This window comes from Micromonospora sp. NPDC006431, assembly GCF_042870725.1.
In the GTDB taxonomy this organism is placed as follows: Bacteria; Actinomycetota; Actinomycetes; order Mycobacteriales; family Micromonosporaceae; genus Micromonospora.
Map to the genome: position 1 here is coordinate 213,770 of NZ_JBIAHQ010000011.1, position 17,926 is coordinate 231,695.

At 74.1% G+C, this 17,926-nt stretch carries 20 protein-coding genes; 13 read left to right on the forward strand and 7 right to left on the reverse strand.

Annotated elements, in window-relative coordinates; all coding sequences use genetic code 11:
- Nucleotides 1-58: 58 nt before the first annotated feature.
- A complete protein-coding gene (locus ACFYM6_RS20720) occupies nt 59-1,567 on the forward strand; it encodes a glycoside hydrolase family 3 protein (RefSeq protein ID WP_387277703.1) in 1,509 nt (502 codons plus the stop codon).
- Between the two features lie 38 nt (nt 1,568-1,605).
- Here ACFYM6_RS20720 and ACFYM6_RS20725 read toward each other — a convergent pair whose 3' ends face one another.
- Complete coding sequence (locus ACFYM6_RS20725; protein ID WP_387277705.1) at nt 1,606-1,893, reverse strand: GNAT family N-acetyltransferase; 288 nt, start codon at nt 1,891-1,893, stop codon at nt 1,606-1,608.
- Entirely contained in the window at nt 1,890-3,116 is a 1,227-nt protein-coding gene (locus ACFYM6_RS20730; RefSeq protein ID WP_387277707.1) for a cysteine desulfurase-like protein, read from the reverse strand. The genes ACFYM6_RS20725 and ACFYM6_RS20730 overlap by 4 nt, the downstream gene beginning before the upstream one ends.
- Nucleotides 3,117-3,191: 75 nt before the next feature.
- On the opposite strand from ACFYM6_RS20730, the gene ACFYM6_RS20735 reads away from it, so the two are divergent.
- The 7 genes from ACFYM6_RS20735 to ACFYM6_RS20765 all read left to right on the forward strand — a co-directional run bounded on the left by ACFYM6_RS20735 (nt 3,192) and on the right by ACFYM6_RS20765 (nt 7,549).
- The gene (locus ACFYM6_RS20735; protein WP_387277709.1) at nt 3,192-3,557 is read left to right on the forward strand and encodes a hypothetical protein; all 366 of its coding nucleotides are present in this window, start codon (nt 3,192-3,194) and stop codon (nt 3,555-3,557) included.
- A gap of 63 nt (nt 3,558-3,620) precedes the next feature.
- Nucleotides 3,621-4,442, forward strand: a complete 822-nt coding sequence (locus ACFYM6_RS20740) for a DUF1206 domain-containing protein (RefSeq protein ID WP_387277711.1) — start codon at nt 3,621-3,623, stop codon at nt 4,440-4,442.
- 71 nt (nt 4,443-4,513) lie between these two features.
- Nucleotides 4,514-5,707: a mechanosensitive ion channel family protein gene (locus tag ACFYM6_RS20745; protein ID WP_387277713.1), complete on the forward strand. Its 1,194-nt coding sequence runs from the start codon at nt 4,514-4,516 to the stop codon at nt 5,705-5,707.
- Between the two features lie 285 nt (nt 5,708-5,992).
- Nucleotides 5,993-6,427: a phage holin family protein gene (locus ACFYM6_RS20750; RefSeq protein WP_073839490.1), complete on the forward strand. Its 435-nt coding sequence runs from the start codon at nt 5,993-5,995 to the stop codon at nt 6,425-6,427.
- On the forward strand, nt 6,424-6,786 hold the full coding sequence (locus tag ACFYM6_RS20755) for a DUF3618 domain-containing protein (protein ID WP_387277715.1): 363 nt from the start codon (nt 6,424-6,426) through the stop codon (nt 6,784-6,786). Before ACFYM6_RS20750 ends, ACFYM6_RS20755 begins: the two co-directional genes overlap by 4 nt.
- The gene (locus ACFYM6_RS20760) at nt 6,783-7,055 is read left to right on the forward strand and encodes a DUF4235 domain-containing protein (RefSeq protein WP_387277717.1); all 273 of its coding nucleotides are present in this window, start codon (nt 6,783-6,785) and stop codon (nt 7,053-7,055) included. The genes ACFYM6_RS20755 and ACFYM6_RS20760 overlap by 4 nt, the downstream gene beginning before the upstream one ends.
- 290 nt (nt 7,056-7,345) lie before the next feature.
- Nucleotides 7,346-7,549: a cold-shock protein gene (locus ACFYM6_RS20765; protein ID WP_013732668.1), complete on the forward strand. Its 204-nt coding sequence runs from the start codon at nt 7,346-7,348 to the stop codon at nt 7,547-7,549.
- A gap of 92 nt (nt 7,550-7,641) precedes the next feature.
- Here the strand turns inward: ACFYM6_RS20765 and ACFYM6_RS20770 are convergent, their stop codons facing one another.
- Complete coding sequence (locus ACFYM6_RS20770) at nt 7,642-7,839, reverse strand: hypothetical protein (RefSeq protein WP_357446116.1); 198 nt, start codon at nt 7,837-7,839, stop codon at nt 7,642-7,644.
- A 91-nt stretch (nt 7,840-7,930) separates the two neighbouring features.
- Nucleotides 7,931-8,914, reverse strand: a complete 984-nt coding sequence (locus ACFYM6_RS20775; RefSeq protein WP_387277720.1) for an aldo/keto reductase — start codon at nt 8,912-8,914, stop codon at nt 7,931-7,933.
- An 84-nt stretch (nt 8,915-8,998) separates the two neighbouring features.
- Here ACFYM6_RS20775 and ACFYM6_RS20780 point away from each other — a divergent pair, with 84 nt between their 5' ends.
- Together ACFYM6_RS20780 and ACFYM6_RS20785 are read left to right on the forward strand one after the other, a co-directional pair.
- Nucleotides 8,999-9,829 (forward strand): trans-aconitate 2-methyltransferase, encoded by an 831-nt coding sequence (locus ACFYM6_RS20780; RefSeq protein ID WP_387277722.1) that lies wholly within the window; start codon nt 8,999-9,001, stop codon nt 9,827-9,829.
- Nucleotides 9,826-10,851, forward strand: a complete 1,026-nt coding sequence (locus ACFYM6_RS20785) for an adenosine deaminase (protein WP_387277724.1) — start codon at nt 9,826-9,828, stop codon at nt 10,849-10,851. The genes ACFYM6_RS20780 and ACFYM6_RS20785 overlap by 4 nt, the downstream gene beginning before the upstream one ends.
- 248 nt (nt 10,852-11,099) lie before the next feature.
- Here ACFYM6_RS20785 and ACFYM6_RS20790 read toward each other — a convergent pair whose 3' ends face one another.
- Complete coding sequence (locus ACFYM6_RS20790) at nt 11,100-12,488, reverse strand: ATP-binding protein (RefSeq protein WP_387277726.1); 1,389 nt, start codon at nt 12,486-12,488, stop codon at nt 11,100-11,102.
- Between the two features lie 29 nt (nt 12,489-12,517).
- Complete coding sequence (locus ACFYM6_RS20795; protein WP_387277728.1) at nt 12,518-13,207, reverse strand: response regulator transcription factor; 690 nt, start codon at nt 13,205-13,207, stop codon at nt 12,518-12,520.
- A 73-nt stretch (nt 13,208-13,280) separates the two neighbouring features.
- On the opposite strand from ACFYM6_RS20795, the gene ACFYM6_RS20800 reads away from it, so the two are divergent.
- The 3 genes from ACFYM6_RS20800 to ACFYM6_RS20810 all read left to right on the forward strand — a co-directional run bounded on the left by ACFYM6_RS20800 (nt 13,281) and on the right by ACFYM6_RS20810 (nt 17,253).
- Nucleotides 13,281-14,210: an ADP-ribosylglycohydrolase family protein gene (locus ACFYM6_RS20800; protein WP_387277730.1), complete on the forward strand. Its 930-nt coding sequence runs from the start codon at nt 13,281-13,283 to the stop codon at nt 14,208-14,210.
- Between the two features lie 332 nt (nt 14,211-14,542).
- The gene (gene thrS, locus ACFYM6_RS20805) at nt 14,543-16,549 is read left to right on the forward strand and encodes a threonine--tRNA ligase (RefSeq protein WP_387277732.1); all 2,007 of its coding nucleotides are present in this window, start codon (nt 14,543-14,545) and stop codon (nt 16,547-16,549) included.
- 146 nt (nt 16,550-16,695) lie between these two features.
- Complete coding sequence (locus ACFYM6_RS20810) at nt 16,696-17,253, forward strand: HIT family protein (protein WP_387277734.1); 558 nt, start codon at nt 16,696-16,698, stop codon at nt 17,251-17,253.
- Between the two features lie 75 nt (nt 17,254-17,328).
- Here the strand turns inward: ACFYM6_RS20810 and ACFYM6_RS20815 are convergent, their stop codons facing one another.
- Nucleotides 17,329-17,859, reverse strand: a complete 531-nt coding sequence (locus ACFYM6_RS20815) for a hypothetical protein (RefSeq protein WP_387277736.1) — start codon at nt 17,857-17,859, stop codon at nt 17,329-17,331.
- Between the last annotated feature and the right edge of the window lie 67 nt (nt 17,860-17,926).

Below are 17,926 nucleotides of genomic sequence, written 5' to 3' on the forward strand. Positions count from 1 at the left end.
GATGTGACCATGACACCACCGCCGGAGGCGGCGGGTCGTGGGGGAGACGGGGGTACGTGTGAGCGCGCGGATCGAGGGAGCGACCGGAGACCTGGCGGGTCTCGCCGCGGCCGTCCTGCAACCCGGATTCGTCGGCACCACCCCGCCGGCCTGGATCCGCCGGTGGCTCGGCGCAGGGCTCGGCTCGGTGGTCCTCTTCGCCCGCAATGTCGTCGACCACGATCAGCTCGCCCGCCTGACCGCGGCGCTGCGTGCCGAGCGGCCCGACGTGATCGTCGCGATCGACGAGGAGGCGGGGGACGTCACCCGGATCGAGTCCGCCCGGGGCAGCTCGCGACCCGGCAACTTCGCCCTCGGCGCGGTCGACGACCCGAAGCTGACCGAGGAGGTCGCCCGCGACCTGGGCGCCGAGCTGGCCGCCCTGGGAGTCGGCCTCAACTACGCCCCGGACGCCGACGTCAACTCCAACCCGGCCAACCCGGTCATCGGGGTCCGCTCGTTCGGCGCCCACCCGGCCCTGGTGGCCCGGCACACCGCCGCCTGGGTACGCGGACTCCAAGCCGGCGGGGTGGCCGCCTGCGCCAAGCACTTCCCCGGTCACGGCGACACCCACGTCGACTCGCACCACGACCTGCCCCGCATCGACGGCGACCGGGCCCGGCTGGACGCGGTCGAGCTGGCCCCGTTCCGGGCGGCGGTGGCCGCCGGGGCGCAGGCGGTGATGACCGGGCACCTGCTGGTGCCGGCGCTGGACCCGGAGCTGCCGGCCACCCTGAGCCCCCGGATCCTCGGCGGGCTGCTCCGCGATGAGCTGGGCTTCCAGGGGGTGGTGGTGACCGACGCGGTGGAGATGCGGGCGGTCGCCGACCGCTACGGCTTCGCCGGGGCGGCCGTGCGCGCCCTCGCCGCCGGGGCGGACGCCATCTGCGTGGGTGGGGAGCGGGCCGCCGAGGCGGACGCGGCGGAGCTGCGCGACGCCATCGTCGCCGCCGTGGTGGCCGGCCAGTTGCCCGAGGAGCGCCTGGCCGAGGCGGCGAAGCGGGTCGGCCAGCTCGCCGCCTGGACGGTCGCCGCCCGCGCCGACCGGCCGCCGGTGGCCCACGCCGGCAACGGCTCGGCGATCGGGCTGGCCGCCGCGCGCCGGGCGGTGCGCGTGGTCACCGGGGCGGCCGGGGCCGGGGTGCTACCGCTGGCCGGCCCGGCGCACGTGGTGGAGTTCGCCCCGCCCCGCAACATCGCCATCGGCGCGGAGACCCCGTGGGGGATCGCCGCACCGCTGACCGCGCTCGTCGCCGGCACCACCACCGTCCGGTACGCCGAGGGCGACACCCCGGCCGACCCGGCCGGCGGGGCGGTCGGCCGCCCCCTGGTGCTGGTGGTGCGGGACCTGCACCGGCACGACTGGATGCGGGCGGCGGTGGACCGCGCGCTGGCGGCCCGCCCCGACGCGGTGGTGGTCGAGCTGGGCGTCCCCGAGCTGGTCACCGGCGCGGTGCACGTGGCCACCCACGGCGCCACCCGGGCGGCCGGGTACGCCGCCGCCGAACTCCTCGCCGGCACCCGCTGATCCGGGCGTGGCCGGGCCGGCCGCCACCCGGCCGGGGCCTACGGCGCGGCGACCACCAGGTCGGCGTACTCGGCATGGCGCTCGATGAACCTGGCGACGAAGGCGCACTGCGGCACGATGCGGTCGCCGCGCTCGCGGAGCTGGTCCAGGGTGCCCCGGACCAGCGCCGCGCCCACGCCCATGCCCCGGTAGCGCTCGTCCACCTCGGTGTGCGTCAGGACCAGCACGCCGTTGCGCGGCAGGTACGCGGTGAACCCGGCCAGCGCGTCGTCGACCAGGATCTCGAACCGACGCTTGGCGGGGTCGTCCTCGACCAGATAGCTCACCCGGCCATTGTCTCCCCGGCGTCGGCCAGCCGGTCCAGTTCGGCCAGCAACCGGTCCACCTCCTCGGCCGTGTTGTAGTGGTAGACGCTGGCCCGGACCGCGCCGCCACTGTCCCGCAACCCCATGGTGCGGAAGTACTCGTAGGCGTAGTAGTCGCCGGAGGAGAGGCAGACGCCGGCCGCGCCCAGCGCCGCCGCCGTCTCCGCCGGGCCCAGCCCGGCCAGCCGGAACGACACGGTGGGGCAGCGCCGGGCCGGGGAGCCGTACACGGTGACCGCCGGCCGCTCGGCCAGGCCGGCGAGCAGCCGCTCGAAGACCGTCTCCTCGTGGGCCTGGGCGGCGGCCAGCCCGGCCCGGACCCGGTCCCGGCGGCTGCCGGTCGCCGTGGGGTCCAGGGTGGCCAGGTGGTCCACCGCGGCGGCCACCCCGGCCAGCAGCGGGAAGCTCGGCGTGCCGTACTCGAACCGATCCGGGACCGCGTCGGAGGAGGGCAGCAGCTTCGCCGGCCGCAGCGTCGCCCAGCGGTCCGGGTCGGCGACCATCGCCGCCAGGTGCGGCCCCGACCACTTGTAGGCGCTGGTGACCAGGAAGTCCGCGCCGAGCGAGGTCAGGTCGGTGGGGCCGTGCGGCACCGCGTGGACTCCGTCCACGCAGACCAGCGCGCCGGCCGCGTGCGCGGTCTTGGCGATCGCCGCGACGTCGGGCACCGTGCCGATGGCGTTGCTGCCGGCGGTCACCGCGACCAGTCGGGTGCGCTCGCCGACGAGGTCGGCGTACTGGCCGGCGGGCAGCTCGCCGGTCGCCGGGTCGAACTCGGCCCAGCGCACGGTTGCCCCGGCGGCCTCGGCCGCCTGCACCCACGGCCGGACGTTGGCGTCGTGGTCCAGCCGGGAGACGACCACCTCGTCGCCCGGGCGCCAGCCCGCGCCGAGCGTCCGCGCCAGGGTGTACGTCAGCGCCGTGGCGCTCGGCCCGAGCACCACCCCCTCAGCCTGCGCGCCGAGCAGGTCCGCCACCGCCGAGCGGGCGGCGGCGACCAGCTCCAGCGACCGCCGACCGGGCACGAAGGCGCTGCTCCGGTTGCCCGTCGCGGCCCGCATCGCGGTGGCGACCGCGGCGATCACCGGCTGGGCGGTCTGGGTGCCGCCGGCACCGTCGAAGTGGGCGAAGCCCTCGGTCAGCGCGGGGTAGGCGGCCCGGGTGCGGGCGATGTCGAACGGCATGGCGGGACCCTAACGCCCGCCGGAAACGATCACACGCCGGTGGCGGCGTGGCGATCGTCTCGTACCCTTGGCACGGTGACGAACCGACACGTTTCCCCCGCACTGACCCCCGTCCGCCGCGCCGGCGGCCTGCTGGCCGGCCTCGCGCTCGGCGTCGCGCTGCTGGCCGGTTGCAGCTCCGAGGGCGCCGACACCGACTGCGGCCTGGACGCCTGCACGGTCACCTTCGACCGGGGCGTCGAGGCCAGCGCCAGCATCCTCGGCGTCGAGGCCAAGCTGGTCGGCGTCCAGGGTGACCAGGTGACCGTGGAGGTGGCCGGGGAGCAGCTCTCGCTCACCACCGGCCAGCAGGCCACCGAGGCCGGCGGCTTCCAGGTGAGCCTGGACAGCGTCACCGCCGACCAGGTCGCCATCCGGGTGGCCCGTAACCCCAACGGCTGACCCGCGGCCACGGGCGGTGGTGGCCGACGTTTGGAGATCATGGCGGCGGGAGATTGTGCCGCCATGTCACTCACCCGGAACGCCGGCGCCACCGCCGTCCGGGCCGCCAACAGCCGGTGGCTCGAACTGTTGACCCGGGCCGGCTTCGTCGGCTACGGGATCCTGCACCTCCTCTTCGCCTGGCTCGCGCTCCAGATCGCCTTCGGTCACTCCGGTGAGGAGGGCAACCAGAACGGCGCCCTGCGCACCCTGGGAGCCCAGCCGCTCGGCAAGTTCCTGCTGGTGGCGATCGCGATCGGCCTGTTCGCCATGGCGATCTGGCAGGCGTTCGAGGCGGCCATCGGCCACCGGAGCCTGCGCGGCCGGGACCGCCTCTTCGAGCGGATCGCGTCCGTGGTGCGTACCGTCGTCTTCGGCTGGCTGGCCTGGACCGCCGTCAAGGTCTTCCAGGACGCCAGCGCCAACGCAGCCGACCAGCAGCAGGCGCTCACCGCGAAGCTGATGGCCGGCACCGGCGGCCGCTGGGTGGTCGGCCTGGCCGGCCTGGTGCTCGCCGCCGTCGGCGTCGGCATGATCGGGTACGGGCTGAAGAAGAAGTTCGAGCGCAATCTCAAGATCGGGCAGCTGACCCCGAGGGCGCACACCCTGGCCCGCCGCCTCGGCATGGCCGGGTACGGCGCCCGGGGCGCGGTCTTCGCCGTCGCCGGCCTGCTGATCGTGGTGGCCGCGGTGAAGTACGACCCGGCGAAGGCCCGCGGCCTCGACGCCGCCCTGCGTATCCTGCGGGACCAGTCGTACGGACCGGTGCTGCTCACCCTCGCGGCGCTCGGCATCGCCGCCTTCGGCGTCTACTGCTTCCTCCAGTCCCGATACCGGCGGGTCTGATCCTGGTCGATACCGGGGTCGTCGGGCATTATGGGCCCTTTGCCCGAGCATGCCCGGAGGGAGAGAGATCCGTGCAGAGCTACGTCGGAACGGCCGTCGCCGCGCTCGCCGCGGCGGCGGCCGCTCTGCTGCTGGTCGAGGTGGTGCACCGGGTGGCCCGCCGGCTGGGCCGGCGCTCGGTGCTGATGACCGAGCTCACCGAGCACTCGCACCGCCCGTTCCAGGTGGCCGCGACCGTGTTCGCCGGGCAGCTCGCCGTCCGCTTCGGCACCCTGTACGCGGTCGGCAGCCCGTGGCGTCAGGTCGTCCTGCACGTCCTGGTGCTGGCCCTGATCGTCGCCGCGGCCTGGCTGGTCGCCTCGCTGCTGGTGGTGATCGAGGACACCGCGCTGGCCCGGTTCCGGGTGGACGTGCCGAACAACCGGCACGCCCGCCGGGTGCGGACCCAGGTGGTGATGCTCCGCCGGCTCACCATCGCGGTGATCGTCATCCTGACCGTGGGCGTCATGCTGATGACGTTCCCCGCGGTCCGGGGCATCGGCGCCGGCGTGCTGACCTCCGCCGGTGTGGCGGCCGCGGTCGCCGCGCTGGCCGCCCAGAGCCTGCTGGGCAACGTCTTCGCCGGCCTCCAGCTCGCCTTCAGCGACGCGGTACGCCTCGACGACGTGGTGGTGGTCGAGGGGGAGTGGGGCCGGATCGAGGAGCTGACCCTCAGCTACGTGGTGGTGCAGATCTGGGACGACCGGCGGTTGATCCTGCCCACCTCCTATTTCACCCGTACCCCGTTCCAGAACTGGACCCGTACCGAGGCGGCGGTGCTCGGCACCGCCGAGTTCGACGTGGACTGGGCGATCCCGGTCCAGGCGATGCGGGAGGAGCTGCGCCGGCTCTGCGAGAGCACCGAGCTGTGGGACGGCCGGGTCTGCGTACTCCAGGTGACCGATGCCACCGGCGGCATGGTCAAGGTGCGGGCCCTGGTCAGCGCCGCCGACGCCGGCAGCCTGTGGGACCTGCGCTGCCTGGTCCGCGAGCACCTGGTGGCCTGGGTACGCGACCAGCGCCCGGCCGCGCTGCCCCGGCTGCGTACCGAGGTGGGCGACGCCTCCGGCGCGCTGCCGTGGCAGGCGGTGCGGTCCCGGCGACCGGCCCCCCGGCTGCCCGAAGACGTGCCCGACGACGCGCGGGTCTTCGGCGGCAGCGACGACGGCGAGGCCCGCAGCGAGGTCTTCGTCGGCCCGGAGGAACCCGTCGACGCTCACCGCTGACCGGACCGCCCCGAGCCCCGGCGCCGGGGCTCCCGCGCGTCTGCAGGCGGCGACCGCGGTGCCAGGGGGCAGCCACCGGGGCCTCGCCTCCGCGCAAGACATTCCGCCCGCTGCGTTTGTCCGGCGCGTTTCGGGGGACCCGCGGCGCACGCCCCGGCTCGGGTTCGCCATCCCGGCGGCCCGACGCCCGGTGGTGCGCGGCCGGGCCGACCGGCCGTTCTCCGCGCAGGATTGACGGGCGGCGACTCCGGGCATACAGCGCGGGGATGATGAAAGGAGGACAGCATGGCTGACGTCGCGAGTCGCAGCACGTCCCGGAACGGGAGCGAGCCGTCCACCGCGGAGCTCATCCAGCGGGCCACCGAGCAGGTCTCCCGCCTGGTCCGGGACGAACTGGCGCTGGCCCGGGTGGAACTCACCCGCAAGGGCAAGCACGCCGGCATCGGGATCGGCCTGTTCGGCGGCGGCGGGGTGATGGCCCTCTACGGCGCGGGGGCGCTGGTCGCCACGGTGATCCTGGCGCTGGCGCTGGTCCTGCCCGCGTGGCTGGCCGCCCTGATCGTGGCGGTGGCGCTCTTCCTGCTCGCGGGGATTCTCGCCCTGGTCGGCAAGACGCAGGTCAGCCGTGCCGTCCCACCGGTGCCGGAGGCGACGGTCCGCAGTGTCCGGGCGGACGTCGACACCGTCGCCGCCGCGGTAAAGGACGGGAGACGGGGATGACCGGCAACGGACGCGGCGATGTGGAGGCGCTCCGTGAGGAGATCCGCCGCACGCGGGTGGAACTCGGTGAGACGATGGAGCTGCTGGCCGCCCGGGCCGACGTGAAGGCCCGGCTGCGGGAGTCTGCCGAGCAGGCGAAGGGGCGCGTGCGCGAGCAGGCCGCCCAGGCCGTGGCCCGGGTGCGCGGGCAGGCGACGGCGAAGTCCCGGTTCGCCCGGGAGCAGGCGGCCGGGAAGGCCCGGATCGCCCGGGCCCGGACGTCCGGGAAGGGCAGGGCGGTCGCGCCCTGGGCGGCCGTCGCGGCCGGCGCGGTGGCGACCGTGGTGGTGCTGCTGATCGTGCGCGGGAGGCGTAGGTGAGCAACAGGATCGGCAAGGTGGCGTACAAGCCCGTCGGGGTGCTGCTCGGGGTGGCCGCCGGTACGGTCGCCGGGGCCATCTTCCGGCAGGTCTGGCGGATCACGGCGGGCGAGGGCGACGCGCCGAGCGCCACCGACGAGGAGCGGGGCTGGGGCGAGATCCTGGTCGCCGCGGCGTTGCAGGGGGCCATCTTCGCGGTCGTCCACTCGGCGGTGGCCCGGGGCGGGGCGGTCGGCGTACGCCGGCTCACCGGCCACTGGCCCGACTGATCAGTTACGCACGGCAGGCCCTCTTTTCGCCAGCGCGGAAAGGGGGCCTTTCGCACGGCTCGCACAGCCCGGCCAGTGGACCTTTGACAACCGTCAGGTCACATGTCGGAGAATTTCGTCGGGTAGGCTGTGCAGAGTTTTTGCGTACGTGGTTTGCTGTCTCACGCTGTTGCGAGACGCGTGGGTTGAGAGAAGTCTCCTTCACCGGGGGCCGCCTCAGGCACCGCTGCTCGAAAACGGCCAACCGGCCGCACGGCGTGCTCGGCCGCCAGTTTTAGAAGGAGATACACATGGCGCAGGGAACCGTGAAGTGGTTCAACGCTGACAAGGGCTTCGGCTTCATCACCGTCGACGGCGGGGGTGCTGACGTGTTCGTCCACTTCTCGGCCATCCAGTCCAGCGGCTACCGCACGCTGGAGGAGAACCAGCGGGTGGAGTTCGAGATCGCCCAGGGTCAGAAGGGTCCGCAGGCCGAGCAGGTCCGCCCCCTCTGAGCGACGAATTGCCGGCCGCGCCGGCCGGCACGAAGCCCCGCTTCCCGCTTCCGGGACGCGGGGCTTTCCGCATCTGGACGCGTTCCTCGGATTCAGGTACGCCGGCGCCGGGCCCGCAACCCGTACCAGAGCACGACGAGTCCGATCAGGACGACGATCGGGCCGATGACCACCCAGATCCGTTCGCCGGTCATCATGCTGCCGTCCACGTAGCCCAGTCCCTGCAGCGTCCAGACCGCACCCAGCACGACGGCCAGCAGCCCCAGGGTGAGCCGGAACCAGCCTTTCATCGTTCCCCCTCCGACGACGCCCGCCCGACTCCAGGATGCCCGCCGGCGGCGGTCCGCGGCGACGCCGCGCCGACGCCGCCCACGGGCCGGGTCACCACCGCCCGTGCACCTGCGGCCGGATCAGCTCGTCGTAGGTCTCGCGGACGGCGGCCAGCTCCCCCTCGGTCAGCGGCGGCAGGTCGGCCGCGGCGGCGTTGCGCCGGGCCTGCTCGGCGTTGCGCGCGCCGGGGATGACCACGGTGACGCCGGGCTGGTCGAGGATCCAGCGGAGCGCGAACTGGGCCATTGTGCGGTCGGCGCCGACCAGCGGCACGAGCCGGCGTACGGCGGCCAGGCCGAGATCGTAGTCCACTCCGGAGAAGGTCTCGCCGACGTCGAACGACTCGCCGTGCCGGTTGAAGGTGCGGTGGTCGTTCGCGGGGAAGGTGGTGTGCTCGTCGTACCGCCCGGAGAGCAGGCCGCTGGCCAGCGGCACCCGGGCGATGACGCCGACCCGGGCCGCCGCGGCGGCGGGCAGCACCCGGTCCAGGGGCTTGTGCCGGACCGCGTTGAGGATGATCTGCACGCTGGCCACCCCGGGGCGGGCGATGGCGGTGAGCGCCTGGTCGCAGGTCTCGACGCTGACTCCGTACCCGGCGACGCGCTGCTCGGCGACCAGGGTGTCCAGCGCGTCGAAGACCCGGTCGTCGGCGAAGACCGCGGTGGGCGGGCAGTGCAACTGCACCAGGTCGAGGGTGTCCACCCCGAGGTTGGCCCGGGACCGGTCGGTCCAGGTCCGGAAGTTGTCCAGGGTGTACGCCTCCGGCGTCTGCGGCACCCGCCGGCCCATCTTGGTGGCCACGGTCAGCCCGTGCCCGGGGCGCTCGCGCAGGAACCGGCCGATCAGCTGCTCGCTGCGGCCGTCGCCGTACACGTCGGCGGTGTCCAGGAAGGTGACCCCGGCGTCCACGGCGGCGGCGAGGACGGCCATCGCCGCGCTCTCGCTGACCTCACCCCAGTCGGCGCCGAGCTGCCAGGCGCCGAGTCCGACGATGCCCACCTGCCGGCCGAGCCGGTCGAAGCTGCGCTGTTCCACGCCGGAGAGCCTAGTGAGCGGCTTGCCGGTTCTCGCGGCGGGCCGTAGGGTCTAACAAGACGTACGTACGGTTTGGAGGCCGTCATGTGGGATCCCAGCACCTACCTGCGCTATGGCGACGAGCGGTCCCGGCCGTTCCACGACCTGCTGGCCCGGGTCCCGGCGGAGCGGCCCCGCGCGGTCGTCGACCTCGGCTGCGGCCCGGGCACCTTGACCGCGACCCTCGCCGGCCGCTGGCCGGACAGCCGGATCTCCGGCCTGGACTCCTCCGCGGAGATGATCGCGCGGGCCCGCGCCCAGAGCCGGGTCCGCAGCCTGGCGGCGACCGGCACCCTGGCCGAGTCGCTGTCCTTCGCGGTCGGGGACGTGCGCTCCTGGCGCCCAGAGCCTGACGTCGACGTGGTCGTCTGCAACGCGGTGCTCCAGTGGGTGCCCGGCCACCAGGAGTTGCTCGTCCGCTGGGCAGCCGAGCTGCCGTCGTGGGCCTGGCTGGCGTTCCAGGTGCCCGGCAACTTCGCCGCCCCGTCGCACCGCGCGCTGCGCGAGGTGGCCGGGCGGGACCGGTGGCGGGACACGCTCGCCCCGCTGCTGCGCGAGGCGCCCGTCGACGACCCGGTCGACTACGCCGCGCTGCTGGCCGGTGCGGGCTGCGCGGTCGACGCCTGGGAAACTACCTACGTGCACCTGCTTCCCGCCGCCGCCGGCGCGGACCACCCGGTGCTGAGCTGGATGGATGGGACGGCGCTGCGCCCGGTCCGGGCCGCGCTCGACGCCGCCGGCTGGGCCGACTTCCGCGCCGAGCTCGGGGTGCGGCTCGCGCAGGCGTACCCGGTGCGGCAGGGTCAGGTGTACTTCCCGTTCCGCCGGATCTTCGTGGTCGCCCGTACCGGCGCCCGCAGCGAGGAGAATCTGTGACCGACCTGCCCACGTTCATCGCCGGACTGCCCAAGGTGGAGCTGCACGTGCACCACGTCGGCTCCGCCTCGCCCCGGATCGTCGCCGAGCTGGCCGCCCGGCACGAGGGGCGCAGCCCGGTCCCGGCCGACCCGGAGCGGCTCGCCGACTACTTCGCCTTCCGCGACTTCGCCCACTTCATCGAGGTCTACCTCAGCGTCGTGGACCTGATCCGCGACCCCGAGGACGTCTGGATCCTGACCCACGAGGTGGCCCGCGAACTGGCCCGGCAGCAGGTCCGGTACGCCGAGCTGACCGTGACGCCGTACTCGCACGTGCGGCGGGGGATCCCGGCGCCGGCGTTCTGCGAGGCGATCGAGGACGCCCGCAAGCGGGCCGAGGCGGACTTCGGCATCGCGCTGCGCTGGTGCTTCGACATCCCCGGCGAGGCGGGGCTGCCGGCCGCCGAGGAGACCCTGCGGATCGCGCTGGAGCAGCGGCCGGACGGGTTGATCAGCTTCGGCCTGGGCGGGCCCGAGATCGGGGTGCCGCGGCCGCAGTTCAAGCCGTACTTCGACCAGGCCCGGGCGGCCGGGCTGCGCTCGGTGCCGCACGCCGGCGAGACCACCGGCCCGGAGACCGTCTGGGACGCGCTGCGGGAGCTGGGCGCGGAGCGGATCGGCCACGGCGTCTCCGCCGTGCTCGACCCGGAGCTGCTCACCTACCTGGCCGAGCGGCAGATCCCGTTGGAGGTGTGCCCCACCTCCAACGTCCGCACCCGGGCGGTGGCGAGCATCGAGGAGCACCCGCTGCCGCAGTTCGTCGAGGCCGGGGTGCTGGTCACCGTCAACTCCGACGACCCGCCCATGTTCGGCACCACCCTCAACGACGAGTACGCGGTCGCCGCCCGGCTGCTGCACCTCGGCCCGGACGGGCTCGCCGCGCTGGCCCGTAACGCGGTCACCGCCGCGTTCCTGGAGCCCACGGAGCAGGCCCGGATCAGCGGCGAGATCGACGCGTACCTGGCGACCGCGATGCGCTGAGCGCACCGGCCGCGGTCAGGTCAAGCCGGGGTGCGGTGCGAGGCGACGGGGAGTGGCGCGCGACGGGAGCGGATGTGGGGGGACCGACTCCCGCCGCGCGCACGGCCCCACCGGCCGGATGGTGTGACGGGGCGTCCCGGCCGACGGAACTGATGGGTTCGGCTTCTGATCCTGGCAGCCGACGAGGGCACGTCGACCGCCGTTAATCCAGTCCTAAGGAAGACTTGCGCCGGCGCACAACCAGCGCCTCAGCGCGCGCGCCGCCAGCGGCGGCCGCTCTTCTGCTCCCGGGCGTCCCGCGCCATCCGCCCCACCAGGCCGAACCGGTTGACCGGCCGGGGCGTCGCCTCGGGGTCGGCGAGCAGCATCACCACGCTGGCCCCGCCGAGCCGAGCCCGGTCGATGCTGACCGACCCGTTGGCCTGCAGCGCCACCCGCTTGGCGATGTCCAGCCCCAGCCCGGTGGAGCCCTGGTCGCTGGCGCCTCGGCGCAGCGCCCGGTCGGGGTTGGCGATGCCCGGGCCGGCGTCGTCGATGCGCAGCGCCACCCACCCGTCCCGCCGGCTGACCGCCACCTCGAAGGCGGTGCCCTGTGGGGTGTAGCGGAAGACGTTGCCGATCACCGCGTCGAGCGCGGCGGCCAGCTCGGCCCGGGGCACCGGGACCGGGATGCGCAGCTGCGCCCCGACCACCCGGTGCGGGCGGTTCTGGTCGCCGGCCAGCGCCGCCCAGAAGATCATCCGGTCCCGGACCACCTCGCTGGCGTCGCAGGTGGCCGGGCCGGTCTCCTGGCTGACCGCCTTGCGGGTCGTCTTGATCAGCTGGTCGACCTCGCCCTCCAGCGTGGCGATCGCCTGGCGGATCCGCCGGATGCCCCGGCGGCGGTCCAGCTCCGCCGCGCTGAACGTGCCGATGCTGGTGTCGTCGGACTCCAGCGCCTCGGCGTCGAGTCGCAGCGCGGTCAGCGGGGTACGCAGCCGGTGGGACAGGTCGGCGACGAGTTCGCGCTCGTCGGCGCGGAGCGCGACCAGGCGCTCCGCCATCCGGTTGAACGCGTGCCCGGCCTCGGCCAGCTCCCGCGGGCCGGTCGGGTCGACCCGTGCCCCGAGGTCACCGTCGCCGACCGCGAGCGCCGCCTTGACCAGTTCGCCGGTGGCGTCCACCGCGCGGGCGGCCACCCGGTCGACCACGATCACCGCGGCCCCGACCAGCGCCACGGCCACCGCGAACAGCAGCAGCCACCGCTCGACGTAGCCCTCGTCGAGCACCGTCTCGGGGACGAAGACCTCCACCACCGCGATCTTGTCGCCGAGCACCACCGGGTCCAGCCGCAGCACGCCGCCGGGCACGTCGGTGACCACCGAGCGGCGCCCGGCGCCGGCCCGGTCCAGCGCCGTGGCGTCGGCCCGGCCGCCGGACTCGTCCGCGTCGATCCCGTGTACGACCGGCCGTGGCGTGCGCTCGTCGCCGGCCGCCGCCACCGCCCGCCGGACCACCTCCGGGTCGGTGCTGGCCGCGAGCGCGCCCGTGACCAGGGCGCTGCGCCGGGCCGCGTCGGCCAGCTTGTCGTCGCGCGCCTGGTCGCCGAGGGTGATCCCGAGCGGAATGAGGAAGGCGAGCGCGACGAGGCTGCACATGCCGGCCGTGAGCCAGGCCAGCGCCGGCCTCAGTCCGGCGCCACCAGCCGGAAGCCGACCCCCCGCACGGTGCGCAGGTAGCGCGGCTTCGCTGCGGACTCGCCCATTTTGCGGCGCAGCCAGTATAGGTGAACGTCGATGGTCTGGTCCTCGCCGACCGAAGGCTGCCGCCATACCTCCTCCAAGAGTTCGCGCCGGGACACTACCCGGCCGGGACGCGCGGCGAGATACGCCAGCAGGTCGAACTCCTTACGGGTCAGGGCCAGCGGCTCCCCGTCCAGCACCGCGCTGCGCTCGCCGACGTCCACCCGCAGGCCACCCACGGTCTGCACGGCTGGCTGGACGGTACGGCTGGCCCGGCCCGCCCGGCGGAGCACCGTGGTGATCCGGGCGTCCAGGTGAGCGCCGGTGAACGGCTTGACCATGTAGTCGTCGGCGCCCGCCCGCAGCAGGCGTACCACGGACTGCTCGTCGTCCCGCGCGGTGGCGATGATGATCGGCACGTCGGTGATCCCGCGCAGCATCCGCAGCGCGTCCGAGCCGTCCAGATCGGGCAGGCCGAGATCGAGCACGACCAGGTCGGGTGTCTCGGCGGCGACCCGGCGCAGTGCGTCCAGCGCCGTGCCGACGGCGTGCACGGCGTGCCCCCGGTCGGTGAGGGAGCGCAGCATGGCGCCGCGTACGACGTGATCGTCTTCGACCAGGAGGACGGTTGCCACGTCAGCACCGTACTCGGCGTGGCAAGTTGATCGCGTTGCGGCGCATCTGGGAACCGGGCAAGCTGGGACGACGATGACGTTCACCCTCTTCCCCGACACTCGTCTGGCGCTCGCCCGCGACGCCCTCGCCGGCCTGTCGGTCGGCGACGCCCTCGGCTCCCAGTTCTTCGTCCCCTGGCGGCACCCCGCGGACCTCGCCGCCGGCCGGCTGCCCACGCCGCCGTGGCCCTGGACCGACGACACCGAGATGGCCTGTTCCGTGGTGGCCGCGCTGGGCGGCACCGGGCGGATCGACCCGGACGCGCTGGCGCTCGCCTTCGCCGAGCACTGCGAGCCGTACCGCGGTTACGGTCCGGGCGCGGTGGCCATCCTGCGGCTGATCCGCACCGGTACGCCCTGGCCGGTGGCCGCCGCGTCCGCGTTCGCAGGGCAGGGCTCCTGCGGCAACGGCGCCGCCATGCGGGTCGCCCCGCTCGGCGCCTGGTACGCCGACTCGATCCGCCGCGCCGCCGACCAGGCCCGCGCCTCCGCCGAGGTGACGCACGCCCACCCGGAGGGGATCGCCGGGGCGGTCGCGGTGGCGGTGGCCGCCTCGCTGGCCGCCCGGGCCCGGCTCGACGGGGACCGCCCCGAACCGGCCCGGCTGCTCAATGCGGTGGCCGGCGCCCTGGATCCGGCCGGCGAGGTCCACCAGGGCGTACGCCGGGCCGCCAAGCTGCTCGGCCAGTCGGCCGCCGCGGTGGTCGACGCGCTCGGCAACGGCTCCCGGGTCACCGCGCAGGACACCGTCCCGTTCACCCTCTGGGTCGCCGCCACCCACCTCGGCGACTACCCGACCGCGATCCGGGTCTGCGTCGAGGCGGGCGGGGATGTGGACACCACGGCGGCGATCGTCGGCGGGGTGGTGGCCGCGTACACCGGGATCGGCACGCCGGGCGGGGTGCCGGACGGCTGGCTCGCCGCCCGCGAACCCCTGCCCGACTGGCTCCCCGCCCACATCTGACCCCACCCGCACCCACGCGCTCCCAAGATCCGGGCCTGGCGCCCATCCGCCCGTGCAAGGTTCGCTCACTTTCGCGGAACGTGGCCCTTGCTGGCGTCCGGAGGCCGCTCTTTCGGGGAATGTGTCGTCTCACTCCGCGTCGAGAGCGGGCCGCGCGGTGGGGCGGGGCGCGGTGGGCCCGCGCCGCCGGCGGCTGAGCAGCCAGCCCCGCGCCGCCGCCCAGGCCACGGATCGGGACAGCGCGGCGTCGCCGACGGTGCGGAAAGGGCGACCGATAGCATCGCAGGGGCCGGTACCCGGCACGTTCGAACCCATCGACGACAGGAGTCACCGTGTCCGCACCCCGTACCCCCGTCGTGGCCGACCCCGTCGTCGTCGCCGCCGGGACGACGGCGGCCGACGCGGTGGCGGCGGCCGGGCTGCCCACCACGGGCCCGAAGGCGATCGTGGTGGTCCGCGACCCCCAGGGCGTGCTGCGTGACCTGGACTGGAAGCCGGCGGAGGAGACCGCCGTCGAGCCGGTGAGCCTCGACTCGCCGGACGGGCTGAACGTGCTGCGCCACTCGACCGCGCACGTGCTCGCCCAGGCGGTGCAGGACGTCTTCCCCGAGGCCAAGCTCGGCATCGGGCCGCCGATCGAGAACGGCTTCTACTACGACTTCCAGGTCGACAAGCCGTTCCAGCCGGACGACCTGGCCAAGCTCGAGAAGCGGATGCAGGAGATCGTCAAGTCCGGGCAGCGGTTCCGCCGGCGCCGCTTCAACAGCCTGGACGAGGCCCGGGCCGAGCTGGCCAACGAGCCGTTCAAGCTGGAGCTGATCGACGTCAAGGGGGAGGGGCTCGACTCCTCGCAGGTGATGGAGGTGGGCGGCGGCGAGCTGACCATCTACGACAACCTCGCCGCCGCCGAGGACAAGGTCTGCTGGTCGGACCTGTGCCGCGGCCCGCACCTGCCGAACACCCGGCTGATCGGCGCGTTCAAGCTGATGCGCTCGGCCGCCGCGTACTGGCGGGGCTCGGAGAAGAACCCGCAGCTGCAGCGGGTGTACGGCACCGCGTGGCCGACCCGGGACGAGCTCAAGGCGTACCTGAAGCTGCTGGAGGAGGCCGCTCGGCGCGACCACCGCAAGCTCGGCGCGGACCTGGACCTGTTCAGCTTCCCCGACGAGATCGGCTCGGGCCTGGCGGTCTTCCACCCGAAGGGCGGCATCATCCGCCGCGAGCTGGAGAACTACTCGCGTCGCCGGCACGAGGCGGCCGGGTACGAGTTCGTCAACAGCCCGCACATCACCAAGGCGCAGCTCTTCGAGACCTCCGGTCACCTGCCCTACTACGCCGACACGATGTTCCCGCCCATGCAGCTGGAGGGCGCGGACTACTACCTCAAGGCCATGAACTGCCCGATGCACAACCTGATCTTCAGGGCGCGCGGGCGGTCGTACCGGGAGCTGCCGCTGCGGCTCTTCGAGTTCGGCACGGTCTACCGGTACGAGAAGTCCGGCGTGGTGCACGGCCTGACCCGGGTCCGCGGCCTGACCCAGGACGACTCGCACATCTACTGCACCCGCGAGCAGATGCCGGGCGAGCTGACCACCCTGCTCACCTTCGTGCTCGACCTGCTGCGCGACTACGGCCTGGACGACTTCTACCTCGAGCTGTCCACCCGGGACGACTCGCCGAAGTTCATCGGCTCGGACGAGGACTGGGCGGAGGCCACGGAGGCCCTGCGCAGCGCTGCCGAGGCCTCCGGGCTGGACCTGGTGCCGGATCCGGGCGGCGCGGCCTTCTACGGCCCGAAGATCTCGGTGCAGGCCAAGGACGCGATCGGCCGCACCTGGCAGATGTCCACCATCCAGGTCGACTTCAACCAGCCGGAGCGGTTCGGGCTGGAGTACCAGGCGGCGGACGGCAGCCGGCAGCGGCCGGTGATGATCCACCGGGCCCTCTTCGGCTCGATCGAGCGCTTCTTCGGCGTGCTCACCGAGCACTACGCGGGCGCCTTCCCGGCCTGGCTGGCCCCGGTGCAGGTGATCGGCATCCCGATCCGCGACGAGCACACCGACTACCTGCACGGCTTCGTGGCCGCGCTGCGCGCCGAGGGGATCCGCGCCCAGGTGGACACCGGCACCGACCGGATGCAGAAGAAGATCCGCAACGCCCAGCAGCAGAAGATCCCGTTCATGGTGATCGCCGGTGACGACGACGTGGCCGCCGGCACGGTCTCGTTCCGCTACCGGGACGGCTCGCAGCGCAACGGTGTGCCGATGGCCGAGGCGGTGACCCACGTGCTCGACGTGGTCAACTCCCGCACCAACTCCGGCCCGTCGGCGGAGAGCTGATCTCCGGCCCGGCGGCGGCTGGGCGTGACGTGCCGCGAATGGCGGAGTCCCGATGCCGGGGCACCGCCATTCGCCGCGTCTGGTGCTCGGCACAGGCGACCAGGCACCCGGGTTGATCGGGCTGCGGTGACCGTAGGATCGGCGCTGTGACTGGGGCGGATCGGCACTTCGAGAACGGCACCGACAATGGCCTGGCGGACGGGCTGGAACGGCTCTGGACGCCGCACCGGATGACCTACATCTCGGGCGAGGACCGGCCCGAGGGCGGCTACGAGAAGCCCGCCGGCTGCCCGTTCTGCCTGGCCCCCGGCCTGCCGCCGGACGAGAGCCTGGTGGTCGCCCGGGGCGAGCACGTCTTCGTGGTGCTCAATCTCTATCCGTACAACCCGGGGCACCTGCTGGTCTGCCCCTACCGGCACGTGGCCGATTACACCGAGCTGGACGCGCCGGAGACCGCCGAGCTGGCGGCGTTCACCAAGGACGCCATGCGGGTGGTCCGCCACGTCTCCAACGCGCACGGCTTCAACGTGGGCATGAACCAGGGCGGGGTGGCCGGCGCCGGTATCGCCGCCCACCTGCACCAGCACGTGGTGCCGCGGTGGGGCGGGGACGCGAACTTCATGCCGGTCATCGGCCGGACGAAGGTGCTGCCCCAGCTGCTCGCCGACACCCGCGACCTGCTCGCCAAGGCCTGGCCCGCCTGATCCCGAGCGCGGCGGGCCGACGGTCGTGGGTCCGGCCAGCGTGCTGGTGCGGCTGGAGTCGGTCGGTAACGGCCGTCAGCGTGTCCGGCCGCGGCGCGGCCGGCGACGCGCACTGGTGGCGGTCCGCTCGGCCGCCTCGGCCCGGTCGGTGGCGAGCGCGGCGCGGACGGTGAGCTGGCGCAGCCGCCGCTCCACCATCCGGTCGCCGTGCCCGGCGATCCAGACGCAGACCGCGGCCAGCGGCAGCTCGACCAGTGCGGCCAGCAGCACCGACAGCGCCAGGTCCGGCCCGGCGGGGGTGGTGATGACGTCGAACCAGGCGTCCACCACCAGCATGGTCGCGGTGGCGCTGGCCGCCAGGGCGACCTGCCGGTGCCCCCGGTAGGCCTGTACCGCGGTCAACGCCAGCATCACCATCAGCCCCAGGTCGAAGCCCACCCAGGCGGCCCGGTAGTGCACGATGACGGCGTGCCGGGGCAGCGTCAGGGCCAGGTAGCCGATCCAGGGCAGGGTGAGCAGCGCCAGCACCGCGAAGGTGGGTGCCACCCAGCGGGGCGCCGGTGGTACGTCCGTCGCCCGATTGAGCTGTTCCGCCGCCGTGCCCATGGTTCCTCCAGGCCGCGGTAGTGCCTCGGCGCCAGGATCGGCAGATGCCGGCGCGCCTTCCTTCGAC